This is a genomic window from Candidatus Accumulibacter sp. ACC007 (assembly GCF_907163205.1).
Taxonomy (GTDB): Bacteria; Pseudomonadota; Gammaproteobacteria; order Burkholderiales; family Rhodocyclaceae; genus Accumulibacter; species Accumulibacter regalis.
On sequence record NZ_CAJQUD010000009.1, the window covers coordinates 35,186 to 59,332 of the forward strand.

General features: G+C 63.0%; 21 protein-coding genes and 1 tRNA gene. 8 read left to right on the forward strand and 14 right to left on the reverse strand.

Features of this window, described 5'->3' with window-relative positions; genetic code table 11:
- Positions 1-242 precede the first annotated feature (242 nt).
- Entirely contained in the window at positions 243-2,543 is a 2,301-nt protein-coding gene (locus QZ634_RS17850; protein ID WP_291990751.1) for an NADP-dependent malic enzyme, read from the reverse strand.
- 362 nt (positions 2,544-2,905) lie between these two features.
- Here QZ634_RS17850 and QZ634_RS17855 point away from each other — a divergent pair, with 362 nt between their 5' ends.
- Both QZ634_RS17855 and QZ634_RS17860 read left to right on the forward strand, forming a co-directional pair.
- On the forward strand, positions 2,906-4,741 hold the full coding sequence (locus QZ634_RS17855) for a phosphoenolpyruvate carboxykinase (GTP) (protein WP_291990753.1): 1,836 nt from the start codon (positions 2,906-2,908) through the stop codon (positions 4,739-4,741).
- A gap of 121 nt (positions 4,742-4,862) precedes the next feature.
- The gene (locus tag QZ634_RS17860) at positions 4,863-6,023 is read left to right on the forward strand and encodes a pyridoxal phosphate-dependent aminotransferase (protein ID WP_291990755.1); all 1,161 of its coding nucleotides are present in this window, start codon (positions 4,863-4,865) and stop codon (positions 6,021-6,023) included.
- A gap of 39 nt (positions 6,024-6,062) precedes the next feature.
- Here QZ634_RS17860 and ampD read toward each other — a convergent pair whose 3' ends face one another.
- The 6 genes from ampD to QZ634_RS17890 form a co-directional block, all read right to left on the reverse strand.
- Entirely contained in the window at positions 6,063-6,644 is a 582-nt protein-coding gene (gene ampD / locus QZ634_RS17865) for a 1,6-anhydro-N-acetylmuramyl-L-alanine amidase AmpD (RefSeq protein WP_291990757.1), read from the reverse strand.
- Positions 6,641-8,011 (reverse strand): sigma-54 dependent transcriptional regulator, encoded by a 1,371-nt coding sequence (locus QZ634_RS17870; RefSeq protein WP_291990759.1) that lies wholly within the window; start codon positions 8,009-8,011, stop codon positions 6,641-6,643. Before QZ634_RS17870 ends, ampD begins: the two co-directional genes overlap by 4 nt.
- On the reverse strand, positions 8,002-9,591 hold the full coding sequence (locus QZ634_RS17875; protein ID WP_291990761.1) for an ATP-binding protein: 1,590 nt from the start codon (positions 9,589-9,591) through the stop codon (positions 8,002-8,004). The genes QZ634_RS17870 and QZ634_RS17875 overlap by 10 nt, the downstream gene beginning before the upstream one ends.
- Before the next feature lie 9 nt (positions 9,592-9,600).
- Positions 9,601-9,840: a PP0621 family protein gene (locus tag QZ634_RS17880; RefSeq protein WP_291990763.1), complete on the reverse strand. Its 240-nt coding sequence runs from the start codon at positions 9,838-9,840 to the stop codon at positions 9,601-9,603.
- 234 nt (positions 9,841-10,074) lie between these two features.
- Positions 10,075-10,151: transfer RNA gene (locus QZ634_RS17885), tRNA-Pro, on the reverse strand.
- An 18-nt stretch (positions 10,152-10,169) separates the two neighbouring features.
- Complete coding sequence (locus QZ634_RS17890; RefSeq protein WP_291990765.1) at positions 10,170-11,138, reverse strand: polyprenyl synthetase family protein; 969 nt, start codon at positions 11,136-11,138, stop codon at positions 10,170-10,172.
- A gap of 162 nt (positions 11,139-11,300) precedes the next feature.
- Here QZ634_RS17890 and rplU point away from each other — a divergent pair, with 162 nt between their 5' ends.
- The 5 genes from rplU to QZ634_RS17915 all read left to right on the forward strand — a co-directional run bounded on the left by rplU (position 11,301) and on the right by QZ634_RS17915 (position 15,369).
- Entirely contained in the window at positions 11,301-11,636 is a 336-nt protein-coding gene (gene rplU / locus QZ634_RS17895; protein ID WP_291990767.1) for a 50S ribosomal protein L21, read from the forward strand.
- 19 nt (positions 11,637-11,655) lie between these two features.
- The gene (rpmA, locus tag QZ634_RS17900) at positions 11,656-11,919 is read left to right on the forward strand and encodes a 50S ribosomal protein L27 (protein ID WP_043567090.1); all 264 of its coding nucleotides are present in this window, start codon (positions 11,656-11,658) and stop codon (positions 11,917-11,919) included.
- 117 nt (positions 11,920-12,036) lie between these two features.
- The gene (cgtA, locus tag QZ634_RS17905) at positions 12,037-13,143 is read left to right on the forward strand and encodes an Obg family GTPase CgtA (protein ID WP_291990769.1); all 1,107 of its coding nucleotides are present in this window, start codon (positions 12,037-12,039) and stop codon (positions 13,141-13,143) included.
- Between the two features lie 2 nt (positions 13,144-13,145).
- A complete protein-coding gene (gene proB / locus QZ634_RS17910; protein ID WP_291990771.1) occupies positions 13,146-14,264 on the forward strand; it encodes a glutamate 5-kinase in 1,119 nt (372 codons plus the stop codon).
- Positions 14,265-14,637: 373 nt separating this feature from the next.
- Positions 14,638-15,369 carry a lipopolysaccharide kinase InaA family protein gene (locus QZ634_RS17915; protein ID WP_291990773.1) on the forward strand — a complete coding sequence of 244 codons (732 nt, stop codon included), beginning with the start codon at positions 14,638-14,640 and terminating at the stop codon, positions 15,367-15,369.
- Here the strand turns inward: QZ634_RS17915 and QZ634_RS17920 are convergent.
- The 6 genes from QZ634_RS17920 to bamE all read right to left on the reverse strand — a co-directional run bounded on the left by QZ634_RS17920 (position 15,366) and on the right by bamE (position 21,040).
- A complete protein-coding gene (locus QZ634_RS17920) occupies positions 15,366-16,583 on the reverse strand; it encodes an MFS transporter (protein ID WP_291990775.1) in 1,218 nt (405 codons plus the stop codon). The genes QZ634_RS17915 and QZ634_RS17920 overlap by 4 nt on opposite strands.
- A 225-nt stretch (positions 16,584-16,808) precedes the next feature.
- Positions 16,809-17,564 (reverse strand): cell division protein ZapD, encoded by a 756-nt coding sequence (gene zapD, locus QZ634_RS17925; protein WP_043567095.1) that lies wholly within the window; start codon positions 17,562-17,564, stop codon positions 16,809-16,811.
- 60 nt (positions 17,565-17,624) lie between these two features.
- Positions 17,625-18,248, reverse strand: coding sequence for a dephospho-CoA kinase (gene coaE, locus QZ634_RS17930; RefSeq protein ID WP_291990778.1), 624 nt, complete (start codon positions 18,246-18,248; stop codon positions 17,625-17,627).
- Complete coding sequence (locus tag QZ634_RS17935) at positions 18,245-18,943, reverse strand: SPOR domain-containing protein (protein ID WP_291990780.1); 699 nt, start codon at positions 18,941-18,943, stop codon at positions 18,245-18,247. Before QZ634_RS17935 ends, coaE begins: the two co-directional genes overlap by 4 nt.
- A gap of 8 nt (positions 18,944-18,951) precedes the next feature.
- On the reverse strand, positions 18,952-20,316 hold the full coding sequence (locus QZ634_RS17940) for a TrpB-like pyridoxal phosphate-dependent enzyme (protein ID WP_291990782.1): 1,365 nt from the start codon (positions 20,314-20,316) through the stop codon (positions 18,952-18,954).
- Positions 20,317-20,548: 232 nt separating this feature from the next.
- Entirely contained in the window at positions 20,549-21,040 is a 492-nt protein-coding gene (gene bamE, locus QZ634_RS17945) for an outer membrane protein assembly factor BamE (protein ID WP_291990783.1), read from the reverse strand.
- A gap of 195 nt (positions 21,041-21,235) precedes the next feature.
- Here bamE and QZ634_RS17950 point away from each other — a divergent pair, with 195 nt between their 5' ends.
- Positions 21,236-22,552 (forward strand): MFS transporter, encoded by a 1,317-nt coding sequence (locus QZ634_RS17950; RefSeq protein ID WP_291990785.1) that lies wholly within the window; start codon positions 21,236-21,238, stop codon positions 22,550-22,552.
- A gap of 21 nt (positions 22,553-22,573) precedes the next feature.
- On the opposite strand, the gene QZ634_RS17955 is transcribed toward QZ634_RS17950, so the two are convergent.
- Positions 22,574-24,079, reverse strand: a complete 1,506-nt coding sequence (locus QZ634_RS17955; protein ID WP_291990787.1) for a YifB family Mg chelatase-like AAA ATPase — start codon at positions 24,077-24,079, stop codon at positions 22,574-22,576.
- Positions 24,080-24,147 lie beyond the last annotated feature (68 nt).

The window sequence follows — 24,147 nt, forward strand, 5'->3', positions numbered from 1 at the left end:
TCCTGCATGAACCGATAATTGACGACAATTCTACTGCAGCCCATCACCCGCGAGCCAACGGCTGAAAAAATAAGGGGATAGACAGGCTATGTAATGTAGCACATCAATTATTCAGAGTTCAAGGACGGCGTTCAGCTGCTCCCTACCGACCGTGGCGACGTGCTGAGCAAGATCGCTCAGCGCGGCGCCACGGGACCTCTCGAACAGGATGAATCTGCTCAGACCAGTTCCGCGCCGGATGCTCAGCGCTCGTTCATCAGCTTGTCGACAACGGCCAGAGCCGTCATGTTGACCAGGCGGCGAACGGTCGCCGTCGGCGTCAGGATATGCACCGGCTGGGCGGCGCCAAGCAGAATGGGCCCGATAGTGACGTTATTGCCCGAAGCGACCTTCAACAGGTTGAACGAGATGTTGGCGGCGTCGAGCGTCGGCATGATCAACAGGTTGGCCTGCCCTTTCAGGCGCGCGTCGCCCGGAAAAACTCGCTGGCGAATTTGATCGTCGATCGCCGCGTCGCCGTGCATCTCGCCCTCGACCTCGAGGCGCGGGGCGCGCTCCCTCAGCAAGCGCAAGGTTTCGCGCATTTTCAAGGCCGTTGGCGTGTTCTCGGAACCAAACGATGAATGCGACAGTAGCGCCACGCGCGGGGTAACGCCGAAACGGCGAACCTCGTCGGCAGCCAGCAGCGTCATGTCCACCAGCTGTTCGGCGTTTGGCTCGTAGTTGATATAGGTATCGGCGATGAACAGCGTGCGATCGGGCAGCAGCAACGCGCTCATGGCATACAGACTCTTGACCCCCGGCGCCAGACCAATGACATTCTCGACGTGCTCCCTGTGTACGCGGTGGCGACCGAAGGTGCCGCAGATCAGGCCGTCGGCATCGCCCTGGCGTACCATCAGCGCGCCAAAGAGCGAGGGGCGACGGCGCACCTCACGCCGGGCAAAATCGGCCGACACCCCCTTGCGCTCCATCAGCCGTCGATACTCCTGCCAGTAAGCCTCGAAATGGTCGTCGAAAAAGTGACTGTGACCGGCGCAAATGACCTCGAAGTCGATACCCGGACGTACGCGCAGGTTCGCGGCCTCGAGCTTGCGGGCGATATCACCGGGATGACCGATGAGAATCGGCTTGGCGATACCTTCGTCGACAATGACCTGCACCGCGCGCAGCACGCGGTCGTCACCACCTTCAGCAAAGACGATGCGCCGTGGCGCCTGCTTGGCCTGCGAAAAGACCGGCTTCATGATCAGACCGGAGTGATACACGAACTCGTCAAGGCTGTCCTGGTACGCCTCCAGGTCCTTGATCGGTCTGGTAGCAACGCCTGAGGCCATCGCCGCCTCGGCAACTGCCGGCGCGATCTTGCTGATCAGGCGCGGATCGAAGGGGTTCGGAATCAGATACTCGGGGCCGAAGTTGGCAACCTTCTCGCCGTAGGCCCTGACCGCCACTTCCGACTGCTCGGCGCGCGCCAGTTCAGCGATCGCCTTGACCGCGGCCAGCTTCATCTCTTCGGTGATGGTCGTCGCGCCGACGTCGAGCGCACCACGAAAGATGAACGGGAAACAAAGGACATTGTTCACCTGGTTGGGATAGTCCGAACGCCCCGTGGCCATGATCGCATCGCTACGCACAGCCTTGACGTCTTCCGGGAGGATCTCGGGGTTGGGGTTTGCCAGCGCCATGATCAACGGTGATGGCGCCATCTTGGCCACCATTTCCTGCTTCAGGACGCCACCGGCCGACAAGCCGAGGAAGACATCGGCACCCGCGATGACCTCGCCAAGCGTGCGCGCGTCGGTCTGCTTCGCGTAGCGCGCCTTGATCTCGTCCATGTCCTCGACGCGCCCCTCGTAGACCAGCCCCTTGATGTCGGTCACCCAGATGTTGTCCACCGGAATTCCGAGCATCACCAGTAGATCGAGGCAGGCCAGGGCCGCGGCGCCAGCGCCGGAGGTGACCAGTTTTACCTTGTCGAGGTCCTTCCCCTGCAGGTGCAGGCCATTGAGGATCGCCGCACCAACGACGATCGCCGTGCCGTGCTGGTCGTCGTGAAAGACCGGAATCTTCATCCGTTCGCGCAGCTTCCGCTCGACGTAGAAGCACTCCGGCGCCTTGATGTCCTCCAGATTGATGCCGCCGAAGGTCGGCTCCAGGGAGGCGATGATCTCGACCAGCTTATCGGGATCGCGCTCTTCGACCTCGAGATCGAAAACATCGATGTCGGCGAACTTCTTGAACAGCACGGCCTTACCTTCCATGACCGGCTTGGCCGCCAGCGGACCAATCGCACCAAGTCCGAGGACCGCCGTCCCGTTGGTGATCACGCCGACCAGATTGGCGCGCGAGGTCAGTGTGCTCGCTTCGGCCGGGAAGGCGACGATCTCCTCGCAGGCGGCGGCAACCCCCGGCGAATACGCCATCGACAGGTCGTACTGGTTGGTCAACTGCTTGGTTGGCAGTATCGCCACCTTGCCCGGTTTCGGATTGCGGTGATAGAAGAGGGCGGCTGCACGCAGCTGATCTTTTTCTTTCCTCATGCTCATTCTCCTGGCAGCATATGACAGGCCACAGCGGTTGCTGATAGCGTGCCAACTATCGACCGACGATCTGTCCCGTAGTGCCCCACACTGCCTTGCGGACAGCGCGGCGTGTAGCGAAGGGTCGCCAGTGCGTGTTGGACCTGTGGCATAATTACACAAACATTGACCATATTGCAGCACCAACGCCGCGCATGCCGAACACCCCCGCCTGCACCGCGCTTGTTTTTTCCAGCCGCGACCGACGCGTCGCCCCCGACTGAGCTGGACGGGCCCTCGTGGGCCCGGCTCCGTTGGGCAGCTTCTGCGCGCGCCACGCCACGGTAAGTTCCGCTCCTCCACCTACTTTGAGAGTGATTACCATGAACCAGACTGTTTCCATCAATGCCCCGGACTACGTCAAACATGAACGCCTGAAGAAATGGGTTGCCGATATCGCTGCCCTCACCGAACCCGCCAATGTCGTCTGGGCAGACGGATCTCAGGCCGAGTACGACCGTCTATGCGCCGAGTTGGTTGAAGCCGGCACCTTCACCCAGCTAAAGAAGCGCAAGAACTCGTTCCTGGCCTTTTCCGATCCCTCCGACGTTGCCCGCGTCGAAGACCGCACCTACATCTGCTCGGAGAAAAAGGAAGACGCCGGCCCGACCAATAACTGGGAAGACCCGGCCAAGATGCGTGAAACGCTGAAGGGCGTCTTCAAGGGCTGCATGAAGGGCCGCACGATGTACGTGATCCCGTTCTCGATGGGTCCGGTTGGCTCGCCGATCGCCCAGATCGGCGTCGAGATCAGCGACAGCGCTTACGTCGTCGTCAACATGAAGATCATGACCCGCATGGGCAAGGCCGTATTCCCCGTCCTCGGCACCGACGGGACCTTCATTCCGTGTGTGCATTCGATCGGCGCACCCAAGGAACCTGGCCAGAAGGATCCGCGCTGGCCGTGCAACCCGACGACCAAGTACATCGTCCATTATCCCGAAACGCGCGAAATCTGGTCCTACGGTTCGGGCTACGGCGGCAACGCGCTGCTCGGCAAGAAGTGCCTGGCCCTGCGCATTGCCTCGAACATGGCGCGTGATGACGGATGGATGGCCGAGCACATGCTGATCCTCGGCGTCCAATCGCCCGAGGGGAAGAAGCATTACGTCGCTGCTGCCTTCCCATCGGCCTGCGGGAAGACCAACTTCGCCATGCTCGTCCCGCCGGCCACCCTGAGCGGCTGGAAAGTCACCACCATCGGCGACGACATCGCCTGGATCAAGCCGCGCAAGGATGCCAACGGAGTCACCCGCCTCTACGCCATCAACCCGGAAGCGGGCTTCTTCGGTGTAGCCCCGGGCACCAACGACAAGACCAACTTCAACGCCATGGCCTCTCTGGCCGAGAACACCATCTTCACCAATGTCGCGCTGACCGACGATGGCGACGTGTGGTGGGAAGGCATGGGCCCGGCACCCGAGCACGCCATCGACTGGCAGGGTAACGACTGGACGCCAGCCATCGCCAAGGAGAAGGGCACCAAGGCCGCGCATCCAAACTCCCGCTTCACCGCTCCCGCCTCGCAGTGCCCGTGCATCGACGACCAGTGGGAGAGCACTGAAGGGGTCCCGATCTCGGCCTTCCTGTTCGGCGGCCGTCGCGCCTCGACCGTGCCGCTGGTCTGCGAGACCGTTGACTGGGATCACGGCGTCTATGCTGCCGCGACGCTGGGTTCGGAAACCACTGCCGCCGCCTTTGGCGCGCAGGGCGTCGTTCGACGCGACCCGTTTGCCATGCTTCCGTTCTGTGGTTACAACATGGCCGACTATTACAGCCACTGGCTGAAGATGGGCAATGCCGCCGACACTCCGGTGCCGATCTTTATGGTCAACTGGTTCCGGATGAACGAAAAAGGCGAATTCGCGTGGCCCGGCTTTGGCGATAACGCGCGCGTCCTCAAGTGGATCATCGACCGCTGCGAAGGCAAGGTTTCAGCCAACAAGACGACCCTCGGCTGGATGCCCAACTACGAGGACATCGACTGGTCCGGCAGCGACTTCTCGAAGGAGGAATTCGCCAACGTGACCAGCCTCGACAAGCAGGCCTGGAAGAGCGAGCTCGATGGCGTCAAGGAATGGTTCGGGAAGATGGGCGACAAGTTGCCGCCCAAGCTGGCGACCATCCGTGACGAACTCGAGAAGGGTTTCGCCGCCTGACCCGTGATCTCGACCCGATCCGGGTCCTGGAAAGGCCGCCTGCGGGCGGCCTTTTTTTTTCGCCTCGATCACAGCCAGTCGTTAGACTGTTTTCTTCGCCACCAACTGCTCCCGACGAATCATGCCGATCTTTCCCGCCAGCCGCCTTGCGCACATCGCGCCCTTCCACGTCATGGAACTTCTGACCCGCGCCAAAGCACTCGAAGCGGCCGGACGCGACATCATTCATATGGAAATCGGCGAACCCGATTTCCCGACGCCCGAGCCCATCGTCGCCGCCGCGCAAGGGCAGATTGCCAGCGGCCGCGTGTTCTACACGCCAGCGCTCGGACTTCCCGAATTGCGTGCGGCGATCGCCGGTTTCTATGCCACACGCTACGCCATCGACATTCCCGCATCGCGCATCGTGGTCACTGCCGGAGCCTCCGGCGCCTTGCTGCTGACCATGGCCTGCCTCGCAGAACCGGGCAGCGAATGGTTGCTCTCCGACCCCGGTTACCCCTGCAACCGCAACTTCGTGCGCAGCTTCGAAGGGCTACCGGTAAGCATCCCGGTGCGCGCCGAAAACAACTTCCAGCCAACGCTGGCCGAAGTGGAAGCGCATTGGACAGCACGTACGGCAGGTGCCTTGCTGGCCTCACCGGCCAACCCTACCGGCACTCTCATCGATGACGCAACGCTGGCCGCCATCGCCAATTTTGTTCGTCGGAAAGGCGGACAACTGGTGGTCGACGAGATCTACCACGGCCTGACCTACGAGCGTGCTGCAACGACGGCGTTGGCCTTCGGCGATGACATCTTTGTCGTGCAGAGCTTTTCCAAGTACTTCAACATGACTGGCTGGCGACTCGGCTGGCTGGTCGTGCCCGAGCACTACACGCGCGAAATCGAGAAGCTGGCGCAAAATCTGTTTATCTCGCCATCGACGCCGGCCCAGCACGCGGCGCTGGCCGCATTCTCGCCAGCCACCCTCGCCATCCTCGAAATGCGCCGTCAGGAGTTCCAGCGCCGCCGTGACTTCCTGGCGCCAGCGCTGGAAAACCTCGGTTTCCGCCAGGCGGCCAAGCCGGAGGGCGCCTTCTACGTCTACGCCAATTGCAGTGAACTGACCGACAACAGCGATCGCTTTGCGCGCGAATTGCTCGAGGCGGCTGGTGTGGCGGTCACCCCCGGCCTCGACTTCGGTCGCAACGACCCACAAAAATACTTGCGCTTCGCCTATACGGCCAGCGTCGAGCGCCTGGCCGAAGCGGTCGACAGGATTCGCCGCTTTCTTGGCTGACCGATCGCGAGAACGGCCCTCACCTGCCGCACCAGGCCGTCAGCGGCAAGCACCCGGGAAGGCGCCGATTGACGCCAGGCGGCGCCAGTCAAAGTGAGGACCCGGGTCGGTCTTTCGACCTGGCGCGATATCGCTGTGGCCAACGACCGCTTCGATCGGGTAGGCCGCGCACAAGACCCTGATCAAGGCGCGAAGACGACGGTACTGAACCGGCGCGAAGGGAGAATCGTCGCAGCCCTCGAGTTCGATACCCAGAGAAAAGTCGTTGCACCGCTGGCGCCCGTTCCAGCTCGACAGACCCGCATGCCAGGCGCGTTGCGCGCAGGAAACAAACTGGATCAGCTCGCCGTCTCGACGGAGCAGGAAATGGGCCGAAACGCGCAGCGTGCTGATCTGCGCAAAATAGGGGTGCGCAGATGCGTCGAGGCAATTCCCGAACAGACGAACGATCCCGTCACCACCGAACTCTCCCGGCGGCAGGCTGATCGCATGGACGACGATCAGTGACACCGCCTCTCCTTCGGGACGCGCGTCCTGATTGGCCGATTCGCTTCGCCGCGCGCCTGGCAACCAGCCGTCAGGGCCCAGCTGGCAAGCGCTCGCGCAATGGCGCAAGGTCATTCCTCGATGCGCAGCCGCTCGATGCGATAGCGCAAGGAACGGAAGCTCACACCAAGCAGTCTGGCCGCGGCAGTACGATTGAAAGCAGTCTTGCTCAAGGCCTCCAGAATCGCCTGCTTCTCGATGCGGTTGATGTAATCGTCGAGTGTTTCACCGTCCCGACCGAGGCTGCCACCGACCGCGGCGGCGGGCGCCAGTTGCAGATCGTCAACGAGGACCGCATTGCCGGAGCACAAGGCAGTGGCGCGTTCGAGAATATTCTCAAGTTCGCGGACATTGCCTGGAAAACTGTAATTCTCCAGCGCACGCAAGGCTTGCGGCTCCAGACGAGGTACTTGCTCGCCACAAATGCGCGCCAGCAAGGCCGCCACCAGTGGCGCCACATCTTCGTGACGTTCGCGCAGCGGCGGCATACGCAGTTCGATGACGTTCAGGCGGTAATAAAGATCCTGGCGAAAGAGCCCCTCCTCAACGCAGACCTTCAGGATCTGGTGGGTCGCCGAGATGATGCGCACGTCGACCAACTCCTCGACGGCACTACCCACCTTGCGGACTTTCTTCTCCTGTACAGCGCGCAGCAGCTTTACCTGCATCGCCAATGGCAAATCAGCGACCTCGTCGAGAAAGAGCGTTCCCCCTTTCGCCGCCTGAAAAAAACCTTCACGGTCGCTATCGGCGCCGGTAAACGCCCCCTTGCGATAGCCGAAGAACTCGCTCTCCATCAAGTTCTCGGGAATCGCGCCACAATTCACGGGAACGAAGGGCGCCGCATGCCGTGAACTCTGGTCGTGGATCAGGCGTGCAGCGAGTTCCTTTCCGGTTCCTGACTCGCCCGAGATGTAGACCGGCGCCTGACTTCGTGCCAGCTTTTCGATCATCTGGCGAACCTGCTCGATCGCCCCCGACGCACCGATCAGCTGGCCGGTGGCGGCGACCAAACGCCCGTCATCCGAAACGCCGTTCCGCCCTGGCAAACTGAGCGCCGACTTGATCAGGCTGCGCAGCTGGTCCAGGGCGACCGGTTTGGCCAGATAATCAAAGGCACCCGCCTTGAGTGCAGCGACGGCGTTCTGGGCGCTGCCGAAAGCCGTGATCACCGCCACCGGCGTCTCGCCGTAATCCTCGCCGATCAGCTTGACGATCTCCAGCCCGTCACCGTCGGTCAAACGCATGTCGGTAATGCACAACTGATAGGACTGCCGTTCGAGAAATCCCCGTGCCTCGGCGATACTTGCCGCGCAGTCGGCGGACAAACCCATACGCGCCACCGTCAGATCGAGAAGTTCACGAATGTCTGCCTCGTCATCGACCACCAGCACTCTCGCCAACTCGCCGCGCGGGCGACGCTCCGTCTTGGCTATTGACACCCTGTAGACCTCCCCGACAAACGAAAATCGGCACCCGGTCCGGCGCCATGAAGTTCGAGCAGCGCTCCGTTCGCCTCACACAATTCGCGCGCGATGTAGAGACCCAGACCGGTACCGCGGTGATGCGTGGTGAAGAAGGGCTCGAAAATGTGTTCGCGCTGCTCGGCGGCAACCCCCTCGCCGTCGTCAATGACATGCAATTCGACCTGCGTGTCGGCCTTGCCATCGCAAGCGAGGACACAGACGCTGCCGGCGCTGCGCTGCGAATGACGTAGCGCATTGCCGAGAAGATTTCCCAACACCTGATGAAAGTGTGAGCGATCGAAACAAAGAGCTGCCACGCCCGACAACTCGAGGTGCACCACGTCGGCCGACAATTCCTCCTTGACCAGATACTCCTCGATCAACAACGGCAACGTCTCGCGCAAGTTGATCAGTTCCCGATAGGTGCGATCGCGGCGTCCGAGTTCAAGCACATCGCTGACGATACGCTCAAGCCTCTTGGTATTATCCAGCATGATGCGCAGCAAGCGTTCGTACATCTCGCCACGGCGTTCTTCACGCAGCAGTTCGCCGGCATGACTGATCGCCGACAGCGGGTTGCGGATTTCGTGCGCGATATTGGCCGTCAGGCGGCCGAGCGCGGCCAGCTTGAGTTGCTGAGCCTGTTCCTGCAAACGACCGAGATCTTCAAGAAAGACCAGGACATCGCTTTCCGAACTCGCGGTCGGCGCAAACCTTGCTCGCAACTGCATGCCGCTCCCCGGAATGCGCACCAGCACCACCTCTTCGCCGCCGCTCCGACACCACTCGACGAAACCAAGCGCCAGTTCGGGCGAGTACTCGGCCAATAGATCTTCGCGACTGCTGTCGAGGGCCAGCAATTGCCTGGCGCGCGGATTGCTCTGCCTGACCCGGCCATCACGGCGAAGTACGACCACACCATCCTGCATCTCCTCGATGACCCGCTGACTGATCACCGTCTGGTTCTTCAGGTCGACGCCACGCTGCAGCGCCAAGGCCTCATTGGCGATCACCCGGCGAGCCAGCAAGCGCGCCGATACCGCGACCGCAAAGAAGCCGGCGCTGAACAGGCCGGCGTGAAAGAATCCGGCAACGTCGACAGCGTCCTGCAAGGCGCGGTAGGAGTGCTCGAACAAGACTGCCAAGGTCGCCATCGCCGCGTAGAACAAGACCAGGCGCCCCTGCCCGACGAGACCGGCACCGGCCAGGGTCACCAGCAGCATCGAACCAAGACCGCTGCCCAGGCCGCCGCCGACATGGATCAACAGCGTCATGACCAGGACATCGACCAGCACGCTGGCCGTCAACTGCATGGTGGCGTGCTGCCGATGACGATACGCCAGGATCACCGCCAGCGCCGTGCTCAACAGGTACGCGCTGGCCAGGGCCAGGTGCTGCAGACTCTCGTTCGGGCTGAGGAAGGGAAAAGCGGAGGGGTACAACAGCGCCGACGTGAAGAGCAGCGAGGCGACGACGAAGCGGTAGAGGTTGAAGTAGCGTAGTGACTTCCAGTGCGTCTCGGAGAAATGTTCAACGCCGAGGGTAGCGGTGGTCAAGAGGGCACCTCAGGAATCGTCAGACGCACCATCGTCGCGATGGGCAGCGCAGCAGTAATAGCGGCCGTCGGCCAGAACACTCTCGCTTACTGGCTGATTAACCCCGCAACGCGTGCACTGCACCATGCGTTCGGCTTCGCGCTGGACGGTGGTGTGGTTGGACGCGCTGCCGCGTGACGACGTCCGCGACTTGCGCCAGAACCACCAGAGCACCCAAACCAGCCCTATTAGCAGTAGAAATTTCGTCATCGAAAGAAAAACCCAGCACAGCGCTCAAGAATAGCAGAGGCGCCCGCAGACGGGGAACGGCAAGCGACAAGATGGCAGGAAGAAGCCTCACCAGCCACGGCCCGCAGGGGCGAACCATTATCACCGATCATGGCGCACAGCACGCGACTGGCAGCTACCGCGAAGATGGCTGCGGCTGGTCACGAAGAGGATCAAACGATGCCGCGAAGGCCAGAAAGGCCGCGGTGAAGGGGGTGGTCGGGGCGAGAGGATTCGAACCTCCGACTCCTGCGTCCCGAACGCAGTACTCTACCAGGCTGAGCTACGCCCCGACCGAGGCGACAACTGCGCTAATAATTTCTAGCGACAGCGAAGAGGCATAATTCTAGCAAGGAATCCTTGTATTGAGAAGCCGGCACGAGGTCTAAAGCTGCTGCTGCAAGTTCCGCCTCGGCCTTGGCTTTCTGTTTTGCGTAGTCGAGTGCACCGGTAGTACGAATGGCCGCCAGAACCTGCGGGAAATCGTCCCGGCCACCGTTCTCGATGGCCCGCCGTACGCAGGCCGCCTGTTCCGGATTGCCGTTGCGCAGGACAAAAATCAGCGGCAGCGTCGGCTTGCCTTCAGCCAGATCATCGCCGAGATGTTTGCCGGTCTCGACTTCGGCGCCCGAGTAATCGAGAACGTCGTCAATCAACTGAAACGCCGTGCCCAGGTGGATGCCGTAAATGGCCATGGCCTTTTCGACCGCTGCGTCACCGCCACCGATGATTGCACCCAATTGCGCCGCCGCTTCGAACAACTTGGCAGTCTTGTAACGAATGACCTGCAGGTAGCCCTGTTCATCGATGCTCGCGTCATGGCAGTTCATCAACTGCAGTACTTCGCCCTCGGCGATGACGTTCGTCGCATCCGACAACACCCGCATGATGCGCATGTCGTCGACCACCACCATCATCTGGAAAGCTCGCGAATACAGGAAATCGCCGACCAGTACACTGGCCGAATTGCCGAACATGGCATTGGCCGTCTCACGGCCGCGCCGCAAGTCCGAGCCATCGACGACATCGTCATGGAGCAAGGTGGCCGTGTGGATGAACTCGATCACCGCCGCCAACTCGTGATGATGGGTGCCACGGTAGCCCAAGGCCCCTGCCGACAGCAGCACCAGCGCCGGACGCAAGCGCTTGCCGCCGCTCTGCACGATGTACTCGGCAACCTGACGGACCAAAGCGACTTCGGAATGGAGGCGCTGGCGGATCACCGCGTCAACGGCCCTCATGTCCGCCCCGATCAGGCTGTACAACTGCTCCATTCTCACGAGAAGGCACCTTGGCACAAAAACCCCGGAATCTTAGGCGCCGGCCCGCCTTGCGTCAAGCGAGCGATGGCCAAAGTGATCGCAAACTCTTTGACGGAGCAGGAAGATTACGTATAATGCGCGGTTCTTCATCTCACTTTGTTCAGTTCCTTGGAGTCCAACATGTACGCGGTCATAAAAACCGGTGGCAAGCAATATCGCGTTGTCAACGGCGAAAAATTGAAAATAGAACAGATACCGGCAGACGTTGGCGCAGAAATCACCTTCGACCAGGTGCTCATGGTTGGCGAAGGCGAAACGGTGGCCATCGGCACACCGTTCATCGCCAGCGCCTCGGTCAAGGCCACTGTGCTTTCGCAAGGTCGTCACGACAAGATCCGGATCTTCAAGTTTCGTCGGCGCAAGCATTCGCAGAAGCATCAGGGGCATCGCCAGAATTACACCGAAATCCGGGTTGACGCGATTGCCAATGGTGCAGCGCTCGACCCTTCAGCCTGATTTGAGAGGAGTCTGACTCATGGCACACAAGAAAGCTGGCGGCAGCGTACGCAACGGCCGCGATTCCGAAGCAAAACGGCTGGGCGTCAAGCGCTACGGCGGTCAATTGGTCCGCGCCGGCAACATCATCGTCCGCCAGCGTGGCACGGCCTTTCACCCCGGCGAGAACATGGGCCTGGGCAAGGATCACACGCTCTTTGCGCTGGTCGACGGCCACGTCCAATTTGCCATCAAAGGCGCCCAGCGCCGGCGCACAGTAAGCATCGTTCCCACTGCCGACTGAACCACCGGCACGCTGGCTAGCGCAAACAGCCAGCCCGACGGTACCAAGCCCTATCGCTGGCGATAGGGCTTTTTGCTTGCATATCTGGAAAGACGGACAGAGCGGACAGACGCAGCCATGAAATTTATCGATGAGGCGAGAATTCTTGTCGCCGCTGGTGACGGCGGCAACGGCATCGCCTCGTTCCGACGCGACAAGTACGAGCCCGAGGGCGGCCCGGACGGCGGCGATGGCGGCAACGGCGGCAGCGTGCATTTTGTCGCTGATCGCAACGTCAACACCCTGATCGAATATCGCTACGCGCGCCGGCATCGCGCCCAGCGCGGCCAGAATGGCGGCTCCAGCGACTGCTACGGCAAGCGCGGCAAAGACCTGACGCTGCGCGTCCCGGTCGGCACCACCATCGCCGACGTCAACAGCAACGAACTTCTTGCCGACCTTGACGTCGACGGCAAGAAGGTGCTGCTCGCCAAAGGCGGACGAGGCGGCCTCGGCAACATCCATTTCAAGTCGAGCGTCAATCGCACGCCCCGTCAGTGCACGCGTGGCGAGGAAGGCGAGCAGCGCGAACTGCGCCTGGAACTACGGTTGCTGGCCGATGTCGGTTTGCTCGGCCTGCCCAACGCCGGCAAGAGCACCTTCCTGCGCGCCGTCTCGGCAGCACGTCCCAAGGTCGCCGACTACCCGTTCACCACTCTGCAACCACATCTCGGTGTGGTGCGGGTAGGCCACGACCAGAGCTTCGTCATCGCCGACATCCCCGGGCTGATCGACGGCGCGGCAGAGGGCGCTGGCCTCGGTATCCGCTTTCTCAAGCACCTCGCCCGAACCCGCCTGCTGCTGCACATTGTCGATCTGGCGCCGGTCGACCCCGCCGCCGATCCCGTACACGACGTAGAAACGGTCGTTCGCGAACTCGAGAAGTACGATCCGGAACTCGCCACCCGGCCGCGCTGGCTGGTCCTCAACAAGCTTGACCTGATCCCCGCGGACGAACGCGAGCAACGCATTGCGGACTTCCTGCAGGGCTGTCACGCGGAGGCGACGGGCATTCCGCATTTCCGCATCAGCGCGATCAGCGCCGAAGGTTGCCGCGAACTCACGCGCCAGTTACAGGAGGCGCTGCAGAACCTGGTCGCCGCCGCAGCCGTCGAGACGAGCAGCACCACAGTCGCCGCCCCCTTCGCCGGCGACCTGTTCGCAGACGAGCAAGACGAAACCTGAAGATGGCCAGTAGCCGCATCGCCAACGCCCGCAGACTGGTGATCAAGGCCGGATCGGCGCTGATCACCAACAACGGTGAAGGCCTGGATCTTGGCGCCATCGACGAATGGGCGAGACAGATCGCCGAGTTGCGCCAGGCGGGCAAGCAGGTCATTCTCGTCTCCTCCGGTGCGATCGCCTGTGGAATGCAGCGTCTTGGCTGGCGCAAGCGCCCACACGCCGTGCACGAGCTGCAGGCAGCGGCAGCCGTCGGCCAGATGGGATTGGCACAGGTCTACGAGAGAGCCTTTGCCAGGTACTCGCTGCACACGGCGCAGGTCCTGCTGACCCATGACGACCTCGCCGATCGCAAGCGCTACCTCAATGCGCGCTCGACCCTGAACACGCTGCTCCGCTTCGGCGTCGTGCCGATCGTCAACGAAAACGATACCGTGGTCACCGACGAGATCAAGTTTGGCGACAATGACACGCTTGGGGCACTGGTGGCGAACCTCGTCGAAGCCGACTGCCTGATCATTCTCACCGATCAGCAGGGCCTGTTCACCGCCGACCCGCGCAAGGATCAGGCAGCCAGCCTGATCAGTGAGGCGCGCGCCGGGATCGCCGCTCTGGAGGCCATGGCTGGGGGCGCCGGCACGCAGTTCGGAACCGGCGGCATGCTGACCAAGGTCATCGCCGCCAAGCGCGCCGCGCGTAGCGGCGCGCATACCGTCATCGCCAGTGGTCGCGAACAGGACGTCATTCTGCGTCTGGCGCGGGGTGAGTCGCTGGGTACGCTGCTGGTGGCCGAAACGCAGCCAATCACGGCACGCAAGCAATGGCTCGCCGACCACCTGCAACTAAACGGCAAACTTGTTCTCGACAACGGCGCGATCAATGCCCTGCGCGAAGGGAAGAGCCTCCTGTCCATCGGCGTCGCCGCCGTGCGCGGTGATTTCGAGCGCGGCGCAGCCGTAGCCTGCGTTTCGAATGAAGGCCGCGAGATCGCACGCGGCCTGATCAACTATGGCAGCAGCGACGCGCGACGAATTGCACGTCACCCCAGCCAGGATATCGAAAGCATCCTCGGCTACGTCGAGGAGCCCGAGATCATCCACCGCGACAACCTCGTTCTCAGCTAGCACGGCCCGGCCGCCAGCGGCCCTCATGCGGAAGCATTGCTGCGCGGTGTCCAACACACCATCGGCGCGCAACGCCAGCCCGGGCTTGGCCGTGAGGGCGCTGTGCTATGCTTGTGCCCTCCCGAGTGCCGCTCCGGCCCGGGCCTCCGACTCAGAGCAGACCTATGCGCGGCAAGCAAGAACGGCCCCTCCAGCCATCCGTTTCGGATTCCTCGGCGGACGTCCGTTCGCGACGGCACCTCCACTTTCGCCATCGCACGTGGCTCTCCGACCGCCTATCGACTTCCGGTTACGCCTGTTCATATGGCGCCCCTGCGTTCTGCGCAAGAAAGCCGCCTGAACCCTCGACGGCCAGACGGGCTGGACTTGCGCGATGAACGCTGTCGACCTCTTTCCCGACCAGGCAAGCCGCGAGCAACTGGCCGCCAACGATCTGGCGGGCTTTGGCGCACTGTGGTCTCTGGATACCGACTGGCACGAGGCGCCCAATGAACGGCGCGGCGGCTGGAGCGGCGTCAGTCGGCACCTGCTGCGCGACGGCAGCGCCATCTTCCTCAAGCGACAGGACAACCATCTCTGCCGGACGCTGCGCCATCCCCTCCGCGGCATCCCGACCTTCTATCGCGAATACGGCAACATCCGGCGCCTAGACCAGCACCGGATTGGCACGCTCGAGGCCTTCTATTATGGCCACCGGCAGGAAGCCGGTCACTGGCGGGCAATCCTGGTCACCCGCGCACTCGACAGCTTCAGCAGCCTCGACGAGTGGAATGTCGCGCATGCGGACAGCGGGCGGGGGCAGCGCCAATCGCTGATTACGGCCGTTGCCCAAGCCTGCGCGCGCCTGCATCATCATCGCCTGCAGCACAGCTGTCTGTACGGCAAACATATCTTCGTGCCGCGCGCGGCGACGCTGGACGCCGCCTACCAGGAAAGCGACATCCGCTTCATCGACCTGGAAAAACTACGCCAGGGGATCAGCCGCGAGCGGGTCGGTGCGCACGATCTCGACCAGTTGATGCGCCATACCGAAGGCTGGAGTGCCGCCGAGCGCAGCGCTTTCCACGCCGCCTACCGGAAACAGCGCGACGCCCTGAAGCGCTAGCTCGCCGTGCCGGGCTGGTGGGCTAGCGCCGCCTCCCTAATCGGCAGGTTCAGCAAGGCTGCCACCGCCGCCAAGGCAATGTCGGCGTACCACATCCAGCTGTAGTCGCCGAACTGCGTCAGCGCAAGGCCACCAAGATAGGCGCCAAAAAAACCGCCGATCTGGTGCGAGAGCAGAGTCATGCCGAACAGCGTTCCGAGGTAGCGCACGCCGAAGAGCTTGCCGACGATCGCCGCCGTTGGGGGCACCGTGGCCAGCCAGGTGAAACCCAGTCCAGCGGCAAAAATGTAGAAGGTCAGGTCGGTCTTCGGTGCCAGCAGGTAGATGGCAATCATCGCCGCACGCGAGGCATACATCCAGAACAGGACGTACTTGCTGCGGTAGCGGCCGATGCAGGCACCCGCGTAGAGGCTGCCGAAGATATTGGTCAGGCCGATGATCGCCAGTGCCCAGCTGGCGACCGACGACGGCAGGCCGCAAAGGGCGACTTCGCCCGGCAAGTGCGTCACCAGAAAGGCGATGTGGAAGCCACAGCTGAAAAAGCCGAGATTGAGCAGCTGGTAACTGCCATCGCCGACAGCGCCGCGCACGCTCTGCCACAAACCCGCTTCGCCGGCGGCGGGCGCCGACGGCTTTTCAATCGGTCGCGAGACCACTCGGACCAGCGGCGTCGCCGCCAGAGTCATCACCGCCAGTGACCACATCGCCCCCATCCAGCCAAACATCTGGATCAAGGCCTGCAGGAGGGGCGCAAAAACGAACTGACCGAACGATCCACCAGCATTGATCACCCCGGAAGCTGCCGCACGCGCCGCGGGCGGCAGCCGCTGACTGGAAGCCCCGATCAGAACCGAGAAGCTGCCGGCACCGGAGCCGATCGCCGAGAACAGGCCGAGCGATACGATCAGACCGGCGGTGCTGCTCATGAATGGGGTAATCGCGCTGCCAAAAGCGAGGAGCAGCAGCCCGCCGAACAGCACCCGCCCCGGCCCGTAACGGTCAGCAACTGCGCCGGCGAGGGGCTGAATGGCGCCCCAGGTGAATTGCCCGACGGCCATCGCCAGACTGATCGAGACGACGCCCAGGCCGGTGCTGGTATTCAACGGCGAGAGGAAAAGCCCGAGCGATTGCCGGGCGCCCATGGTGACCATCAGGATGCCGGCAGCCGACAGCGTGATCGCCCACAAGGCAGGTTGATTGAGAGTTCGGAACATCGGGCGGCTCGTGATCTGGCGGACTGTCGTCCGGAAGCCAGGATTGTAGAACGAGTTGGCTCCCGTTCGGGTCGGCCTTTTGCCGACCCTGCCGACGGCCAGGCGCTTGCCGACGGGCAAGGAGCGGGCTGGATCAGGGAGGCACTAGGCAGTGAAACAGGGAGAAGGAAGCAGGAAGCGAGGCCGGCGTGATCTGAAGCCAGCCCAAAAGGGCACTCGTGCTGCCTACAGATTGCAGAAAAGCATGTCGAATTCGACTTCACTATCCGACTGACGCGGTCGATGATCGCTGTCGGGACGAGTGAAGCGGATATTCAGTGCGTACTTGTTGGCGCTGATTTCGGGAATGTAGGGATCGTCGAGTTTCAGAGAAATACGCACCATCTGTGAGCTGCTACCACCGAGCATCATCTGGAAAGCACCATTGGCAGCCACATGATGTTCGGGACGACCACTCGCACGCAACAGGCGCAGGACGATTGCCAGGGCATCACGCAAGGGCAGCATCGGTTGCAGCCAGCCAAGCAGCGCCTCACGCCGCGCGCCAGGCTCCTGGTGCCGCCAGTAGTGGTAGGACGGTAGATCGAACTGGCAGACACCACCGGGAATGCTGGCCCGACTCTTGATACTCATCAGCCAGTCGTTGTCGCGCAGGTGCTGGCCGATCTTTCCAGTCATGGCGAGCAGCGCCGCCGACGCCTGCTCGACCTCCTGGAGGGCGGCGTTGAGCGCTTGTTCAGAGATTTCCGGGTTGTTGCGAAAAGCGAGCAGACTCTGGCGCTGACGTTCCAGCTCTTGAATCAAGTCCATTTTCAGGTCGGCACGGCCCGAGACATCGAGAATCTCGAACAGGGTCAGCAGCGCGACGTGGTGCTCATGCGAGCCGTCACGCTGCATGAAGCTGCCAACCTTCTGGAACAAATCCTCCAGACGCAACAGGGTGCGTATGCGTTCATTGAAAGGATATTCGTAGGTAATCACACTTCCGCCAGCGTCAGAAACGGGAATTTTCGATAATTCTGAAGCATTTGCAACAAAACCTCAACGCCCAGCATGAAGTTTGGCACTGGCCAGCTGCAGATAGCGCTGGTGCAGGGCTTCGATCTGAGGACGCAAGGCGTCGAGTCCGCCATCGTTGTGCAGCACGTCGTCGGCCGCCGCTCGCCGCTCGGCACGCGTCGCCTGCGCGGCCATGATCGCCTGTACGGCCTCGACGGCCAGGCCGTTTCGCGCCGTAACCCGGGAAATCTGCAGAGCTTCGGGGCAATCGACCACCAGCACCCGATCAGCGCGCCGACGATAGCTCGCCGTTTCGATCAGCAAGGGCACCACCAACAGCACGTACGGGGCATTCTCGGCGGCGGCACAGCAAGCGTCGCTGCGCAGGCGAATCAGCGGATGCAGGATCGCTTCCAGCTTCTCCTTGGCGAGCGGATCGGCAAACACGAGACGGCGCATCGCAGTGCGATCGAGACCGCCGTCAGCACGCAGCACAGTGTCACCGAAGGCCGCCTCGATCGCCGGCATTGCCGCACCCTGCGGGCCACTCAGCTCATGGGCGATGGCGTCAGTATCGACTAGCACCGCGCCACGCGCCGCGAAGAGCTCAGCCACCGTACTCTTGCCACTGCCGATGCCTCCGGTCAAACCAACCACAAAACTCATTGCGTCACCTCAGCCGGCGCTGGACAGGGGGCAGCGCCGGCCTTCGGCAGCAGCACGACAATCGCCCGACGCAAGGCGTCCAGCTCGACAGCAGGACCATGGACTTCAAGCTGAGTAAGCGCCGCCTCACTCCGGCGCTCGCCCACGCGGGCCGACCGTACCCCTCTGGCGCGCAGCGCTTCGAGGCGCGCCTTGGCGGCGTCCTCGTTGCGATAGGTTCCCAGTGAAATCGCCAGGGGGCTGGGGCCGCTGCTCGAAACGATGAAATAGTCCTTTACACCGAGTTCCTGCAACTCGACGACTTTCCGGTTGGCTTCCTCCCTGCTGGCCAGCGGCGGAATGAAAACCCAGTAACCAGTGATCTCGCCAACCGTATTGCGTTTCACCTTCAGCGCCGCAAACCGATCCGCCAGCAGACGCTCGACCTGGTCGGCATCGCCAGCGACCAGCTGACTCCACAGCTGACAGCTTTCGACGGGCTTCTTGTCCCCCCCATTGTCGAGCACTTTCTCGGCGTCCGTTTTCTTGCTCGTTGGCCGGGGCGGTTCGCCACGCGAGACGATACTCACACGCTCCGGCACGAGTTGCTGCGCAAGGCGCCGCGCGTCAGGGTTGTCCGACGCGCCCAGGTAACCCTGCGTCCACACGAACAACAGAAGGTTGGCGAGGAGGAGCAGGAAAACGGTGATTCGCATCGAAATGATCATCCGACCTTGGGCAGGTTTTCTAGCGACGCACGTATGGCTTCCGCCGGATACTCGAAATCATCGAGTTCGCCGGCGAAATACCGGTCGTAGGCCGCCATGTCGAAATGCCCGTGACCCGTTAGATTGACAAGAATCGTTTTCGCCTCGCCACTGAGTTTGCAGCGCAAGGCCTCGTCGATCGCCGCCCGCAGCGCGTGATTGGACTCGGGCGCCGGAATGATGCCCTCGGCACGAGAAAACATGACGCCGGCTTCAAAAGTGGCCAGCTGCGCGACCGCGACCGCCTCGATCAGGCCCTCGTGGTAGAGCTGCGAGACCAGCGGCGAGTCACCATGGTAACGCAATCCACCGGCATGAATCCCCGGTGGCATGAAGTCATGCCCGAGGGTGTACATCTTCATCAAGGGCGTAAAGCCCGAGGCATCGCCAAAGTCATAGGCGTAGGCGCCACGCGTCAAGGTCGGGCACGAGGTCGGCTCGACGGCAACCAGCCTTGTCGGTCGACCGTTCCGGCCACCGGCGGCGTTGTCGGCGATGAACGGAAACGCCAGCCCGGCGAACGACGAACCGCCACCACAGGGTGCAAAAATGACGTCCGGCCAGTCGGCGACCTTCTCGAACTGTTTCTTCGCTTCCTGACCAATGATCGTCTGATGAAGCGCCACGTGATTGAGCACCGAGCCGAGTGCGTAACTGGTATCCGCGCGCCCGGCGGCCTCTTCGACGGCCTCGGAAATGGCAATTCCGAGCGAGCCCTGGTTGTCTGGATCGCTCGCCAGCAGATCACGCCCAGTCTGCGTCATTGGCGAAGGGCTGGCGAACACCTCGGCACCCCAGGTCTGCATCATCGAACGCCGGTAGGGCTTCTGCTGGAAGCTGACCTTGACCATGTAGACGCGCACGTCAAGGCCGAACATCTGGCCGGCAAAAGCCATCGAGCAACCCCACTGGCCAGCCCCCGTCTCGGTAGTGATCCGTTTTATCCCCGCCTGCTGGTTGTAGAAAGCCTGTGCTACGGCGGTGTTTGGCTTGTGCGAACCGGCGGGTGAAACGCCCTCGTACTTGTAATAGATCCTCGCCGGTGTGGCGAGCAGCTCTTCGAGCCGCCGAGCGCGGATCAAGGGTGACGGACGCCACAGCCGATAAACTTCGCGCACCGGCTCGGGGATCGGAATCCAGCGCTCACCCGACATTTCCTGCTCAATGATCGCCGCCGGAAATATCGCCCCCATCTGCTCCGGCGAAACCGGCTGGCCATCCGCAGCGAGCGGCGGCAGCGGCGGCGTCGGCAGGTCGGCGACGACGTTGTACCAGTGCGTCGGAATTTCGGACTGGTCGAGGGTAATGCGCAGCGATTCCACGAAACCTCCCGGCATTCTTCTTGTTGAGCGAATCCGCGGAGTATACCCCGGGACACCCCTACTGATCACCACCGCCGAACACTGAGCGGCGCGGCAAAACACACCGGAAGGTCAGTGTTACGGGCTGCGCAAGACCGCCCTCTCCTGGGCAACCGAGGCGCTGGAAGCTGTCATCTGCGGGTTTGCGCCCGTGCCTGCCACGGGCAGGGAGCGTTGGCCAAGCAGCGCGGCATCAACGGCCGGCCGGCGCGAAGTTGGTACTGGTCCTGGTGACCACCCCGTCGTTGTTGAAATGGACGTTGAAATACCAGGTCATCCCCGGCTCGACCTTGGTCTTCCAGTCCCACACCTTTTCCTGTTTCAGCGAGAAGTAAAGCTCGTGCGCCGGTCGACCGAGCAGGTAACGCACTTCGTCGCTGCTCATGCCCGGGCGAACTTTGGCGAAGTTTTCCTCGGTGAGCACCTGACGCACCTCGCGCAGCAACTTGTCGGGCCCGATGACCAGCATGTAGTTGACGACCCCCTCGGGCGTGCGCGGATACTCCCAGACACGCGTGCCGTCGGCTTGCACCCACTCCAGAGTGGGTTCACCCATAAGTTTGCGCACTTCATCGGCACTGCTGATGCCGGGTTTGAGTTTGCTCAGCCTGTCCGCATCGCAGGCCGAGAACGCAAGTGCGGCCAGTCCGGAAAGGAGAAGACCGGCGAAGAGTTTCATCGACATGTTTTACCGCGCTCCACTGACTGCGACTAGAATCGGTTCCGCGAAGCCGCGAGTATAGACGACCCGAAAGCAAGGAGCCCCTGTGAGCCCGATCGACCCCGCAGGTACTGCCCGCAAGGCAGCGCAGCCGATCAGCAAATGCGGACGCCGCGCAGACGGGGGCCGGCGACGGCGTCGCTCGGCAGAAGCCGGAGAATGCACTGCGTGCTGTCGCCAGGATCGCCCTTGAACGCTGGCCGGCGCGGCTATCCACCCGCCGCCGTCGCCTGGAGCGTATGGGGGCTGGGCGCCCTCCTCTATCTGATTGGCTTCTACCAGCGTGTCGCCCCCGCGGTGATGACCGACCAGCTGATGATCGACTTCTCGATCGGGGCGACCGAACTCGGCAATCTCTCGGCCTTCTATTTCTACTCGTACGTGGCGATGCAGATCTCGACCGGGATCCTTGCCGACCGCTGGGGGCCACGCCGTCTGCTGAGCGCGGGCGCGTTCGTGGCGGCTTTAGGCAGCGCGCTCTTCGCCTGCGCTCCCGATCTGTGGTGGGCGAACGGCGGACGTCTGCTGATCGGCGCCTCGGTCGCCGTCGCCTTCGTTTCGATGCTCAAGCTGGCCAGCCATTGGTTCGCGGCGCAGCAATTCGCCCTCGCCTCCGGACTGGCACTGGTCTTTGGCGTCGTCGGCGGAGTGATTGCCGGCGTCCCTCTGCGCATGCTCATCGAAGCCTGGGGCTGGCGCTCGGTGATGGGCGTCTCGGCGGCGCTGACCGCGCTGCTGGCCATCGCCATCTGGCTGCGCGTGCGCGACGACCCGGCCGACTGGGCTTACGAAAGCCACGCGCAGGCAGCGCACGGCAGCGGGCAGCACGGTTCGATCCTGCGCGGGATGGCCGAAGTGCTCTCCTACCGCAACACCTGGATTCTGCTGATTACGCCGATTGGCATTGCCGGATCGATCCTCACCTTCGCCGGTCTGTGGGGCGTACCCTTTCTGCGCCAGGTACATGGCCTCGATACCCGGACCGCGGCGGCGATTACCTCGCTGCTGCTGATCGCCTGGGCGGTCGGAGGACCGCTCCTCGGCACCCTGTCCCAGCGCATGGGCCGCCGCCGACCGCTCTATGTGTGGACGACCGCGGCGGCACTCGCCGGCTGGCTGGTGGTCATCTACGCGCCGATACCGATGTGGTTGCTGATCGTCACCCTGTTGTTCACCGGTCTGGTCTCCGGCAATCTGATCATCGGCTTCGCTTTCGCCAAGGAATCGGTGCCGGCACGCCTGACGGGAACCGCTTCGGGGATCTGCAACATGGGGCCGCTGCTCGGCGGCATGTTGCTGCAACCGGCCGTTGGCTGGCTGCTCGACGACAACTGGCTGGGAGTTACGGCAGGTGGTGCCCGCATTTATGATGCCACCGCGTATCAGACCGGCTTCAGCCTGATGGCCGGCTGCCTGGTGGTTTCGCTGTGCCTGATCCCGTTTGCCAAAGAGACCTACGGCAAGCAGACGCACTGATTTCGCCGCGGCGCAGGCGCTTCAATCTCTTGCGATGCGGCGGTACTGTACGGCTTCGGCAACATGCTGCGCCGCTACTGCCGAACTGCCGCTCAGGTCGGCAATGCTGCGCGCAACCTTGAGCAGGCGATGGTAGGCGCGGGCAGAGAGATCGAAGCGACTTATCGCGTGTTTCAGGAGTACCGCAGCGGCCGCTTCGGGCGCGCACCAATGGTCGATTTCACGGGTCTCCAAGCGCGCGTTGGCCTTGCCCTGACGCCTGATCTGTATTTCTCGCGCCAGCACGACGCGTGAACGCACTGCCGCCGACGCCTCGCCGTCAGCCGCCTGTTGCAGCGCTTCGGCGGGCAAGGCGGGAACCTCGATCTGCAAGTCGATGCGGTCGAGCAGGGGACCCGAAAGCCGACTCCGATAGCGCCGCACCTGCTCCGGCGTGCACCGGCAACGGCCAGCCGAGTCGCCGTGATAGCCACAGGGGCAGGGATTCATCGCGGCAACCAGCTGAAACTGGGCTGGAAACTCCGCCTGTCGCGCAGCGCGCGAGATGTGGATGCGGCCGCTATCGAGCGGCTCGCGCAGCGCCTCGAGTACGCGCCGGTCGAACTCGGGAATTTCGTCGAGAAAGAGTACGCCTTGATGCGCCAGCGATATCTCGCCGGGACGCGGCACGCTGCCACCGCCGACCAGCGCCGCCGACGAAGCGGTGTGATGTGGCGCCCGATAGGGATGGCGACGGAAGAACTCGGGGCGAAACTGCCCGGCCAGGGACAACACGGCCGCCGACTCCAGCGCCGCTGACAGGGTCATCGGCGGCAGCAAGCCCGGCAGGCGGCTGGCGAGCATCGATTTGCCGGTACCCGGCGGGCCGGCGAGCAGGATCGAATGCCCGCCCGCTGCGGCAATTTCGAGCGCGCGCTTGGCCTGCGCCTGACCACGTACGTCGGCCAGATCGGGATAATCGTCGCCGCCGTCGTCCTCGCGGCTTTCGTCTGCGCGCAGGCATTCGGCCAAGACACCCTGTCCGGTCAGGTGGCCACAAACCTCGAGCAGGGTATTGGCGGCGAGTACCCGCACCTGGCTGGCGAGCGCAGCCTCGCGCGCACTGCTCGCCGGCAGAACGAAGCTCCGTCCCCGGCTGCCGGCGGCAAGGACCATTGCCAGGGCGCCACGGATCGGCCGCAGCTCGCCCGAGAGCGACAGCTCGCCGGCGAATTCATGGTCAGCCAGCGCGGAGGCGGGAATCTGGCCTGTCGCCGCCAGGATGCCGAGCGCAATCGGCAAGTCGAAGCGGCCCGACTCCTTGGGCAGGTCAGCCGGCGCGAGATTGACCGTGATCCGTTTGCTGGGAAAGCTGAAGCCCGAGTTCTGCAGCGCCGCCCGGACCCGATCGCGTGCTTCTTTGACCTCGGTATCGGGCAGGCCAACCAGCGTCACGCTCGGCAAGCCCCCCGCGAGATGCACTTCGACGGCAACTTCCGGGGCAGAAAGACCGTCCAGTCCGCGGCTATGAACGATGGCCAGTGACATGGCGGGCGATCGTCAATGCGCGCCAGGGGCAGGGCGAGAAAAAGCGGTCAATCCGGCGGACTTGCCGC

Coding starts and splice junctions, on each gene's coding strand:
- rpmA (WP_043567090.1), top strand. CDS start 11,656: ATGGCACACAAGAAAGCTGGCGGCAGCGTACGCAACGGCCGCGATTCC.
- ampD (WP_291990757.1), bottom strand. CDS start 6,644: ATGACCTTGCGCCATTGCGCGAGCGCTTGCCAGCTGGGCCCTGACGGC.
- QZ634_RS17920 (WP_291990775.1), bottom strand. CDS start 16,583: ATGTTCCGAACTCTCAATCAACCTGCCTTGTGGGCGATCACGCTGTCG.
- bamE (WP_291990783.1), bottom strand. CDS start 21,040: ATGTCGATGAAACTCTTCGCCGGTCTTCTCCTTTCCGGACTGGCCGCA.
- QZ634_RS17950 (WP_291990785.1), top strand. CDS start 21,236: ATGCACTGCGTGCTGTCGCCAGGATCGCCCTTGAACGCTGGCCGGCGC.
- QZ634_RS17935 (WP_291990780.1), bottom strand. CDS start 18,943: ATGCGAATCACCGTTTTCCTGCTCCTCCTCGCCAACCTTCTGTTGTTC.
- QZ634_RS17915 (WP_291990773.1), top strand. CDS start 14,638: ATGAACGCTGTCGACCTCTTTCCCGACCAGGCAAGCCGCGAGCAACTG.
- QZ634_RS17860 (WP_291990755.1), top strand. CDS start 4,863: ATGCCGATCTTTCCCGCCAGCCGCCTTGCGCACATCGCGCCCTTCCAC.
- proB (WP_291990771.1), top strand. CDS start 13,146: ATGGCCAGTAGCCGCATCGCCAACGCCCGCAGACTGGTGATCAAGGCC.
- QZ634_RS17850 (WP_291990751.1), bottom strand. CDS start 2,543: ATGAGGAAAGAAAAAGATCAGCTGCGTGCAGCCGCCCTCTTCTATCAC.
- coaE (WP_291990778.1), bottom strand. CDS start 18,248: ATGAGTTTTGTGGTTGGTTTGACCGGAGGCATCGGCAGTGGCAAGAGT.
- QZ634_RS17880 (WP_291990763.1), bottom strand. CDS start 9,840: ATGACGAAATTTCTACTGCTAATAGGGCTGGTTTGGGTGCTCTGGTGG.
- rplU (WP_291990767.1), top strand. CDS start 11,301: ATGTACGCGGTCATAAAAACCGGTGGCAAGCAATATCGCGTTGTCAAC.
- QZ634_RS17955 (WP_291990787.1), bottom strand. CDS start 24,079: ATGTCACTGGCCATCGTTCATAGCCGCGGACTGGACGGTCTTTCTGCC.
- cgtA (WP_291990769.1), top strand. CDS start 12,037: ATGAAATTTATCGATGAGGCGAGAATTCTTGTCGCCGCTGGTGACGGC.
- QZ634_RS17855 (WP_291990753.1), top strand. CDS start 2,906: ATGAACCAGACTGTTTCCATCAATGCCCCGGACTACGTCAAACATGAA.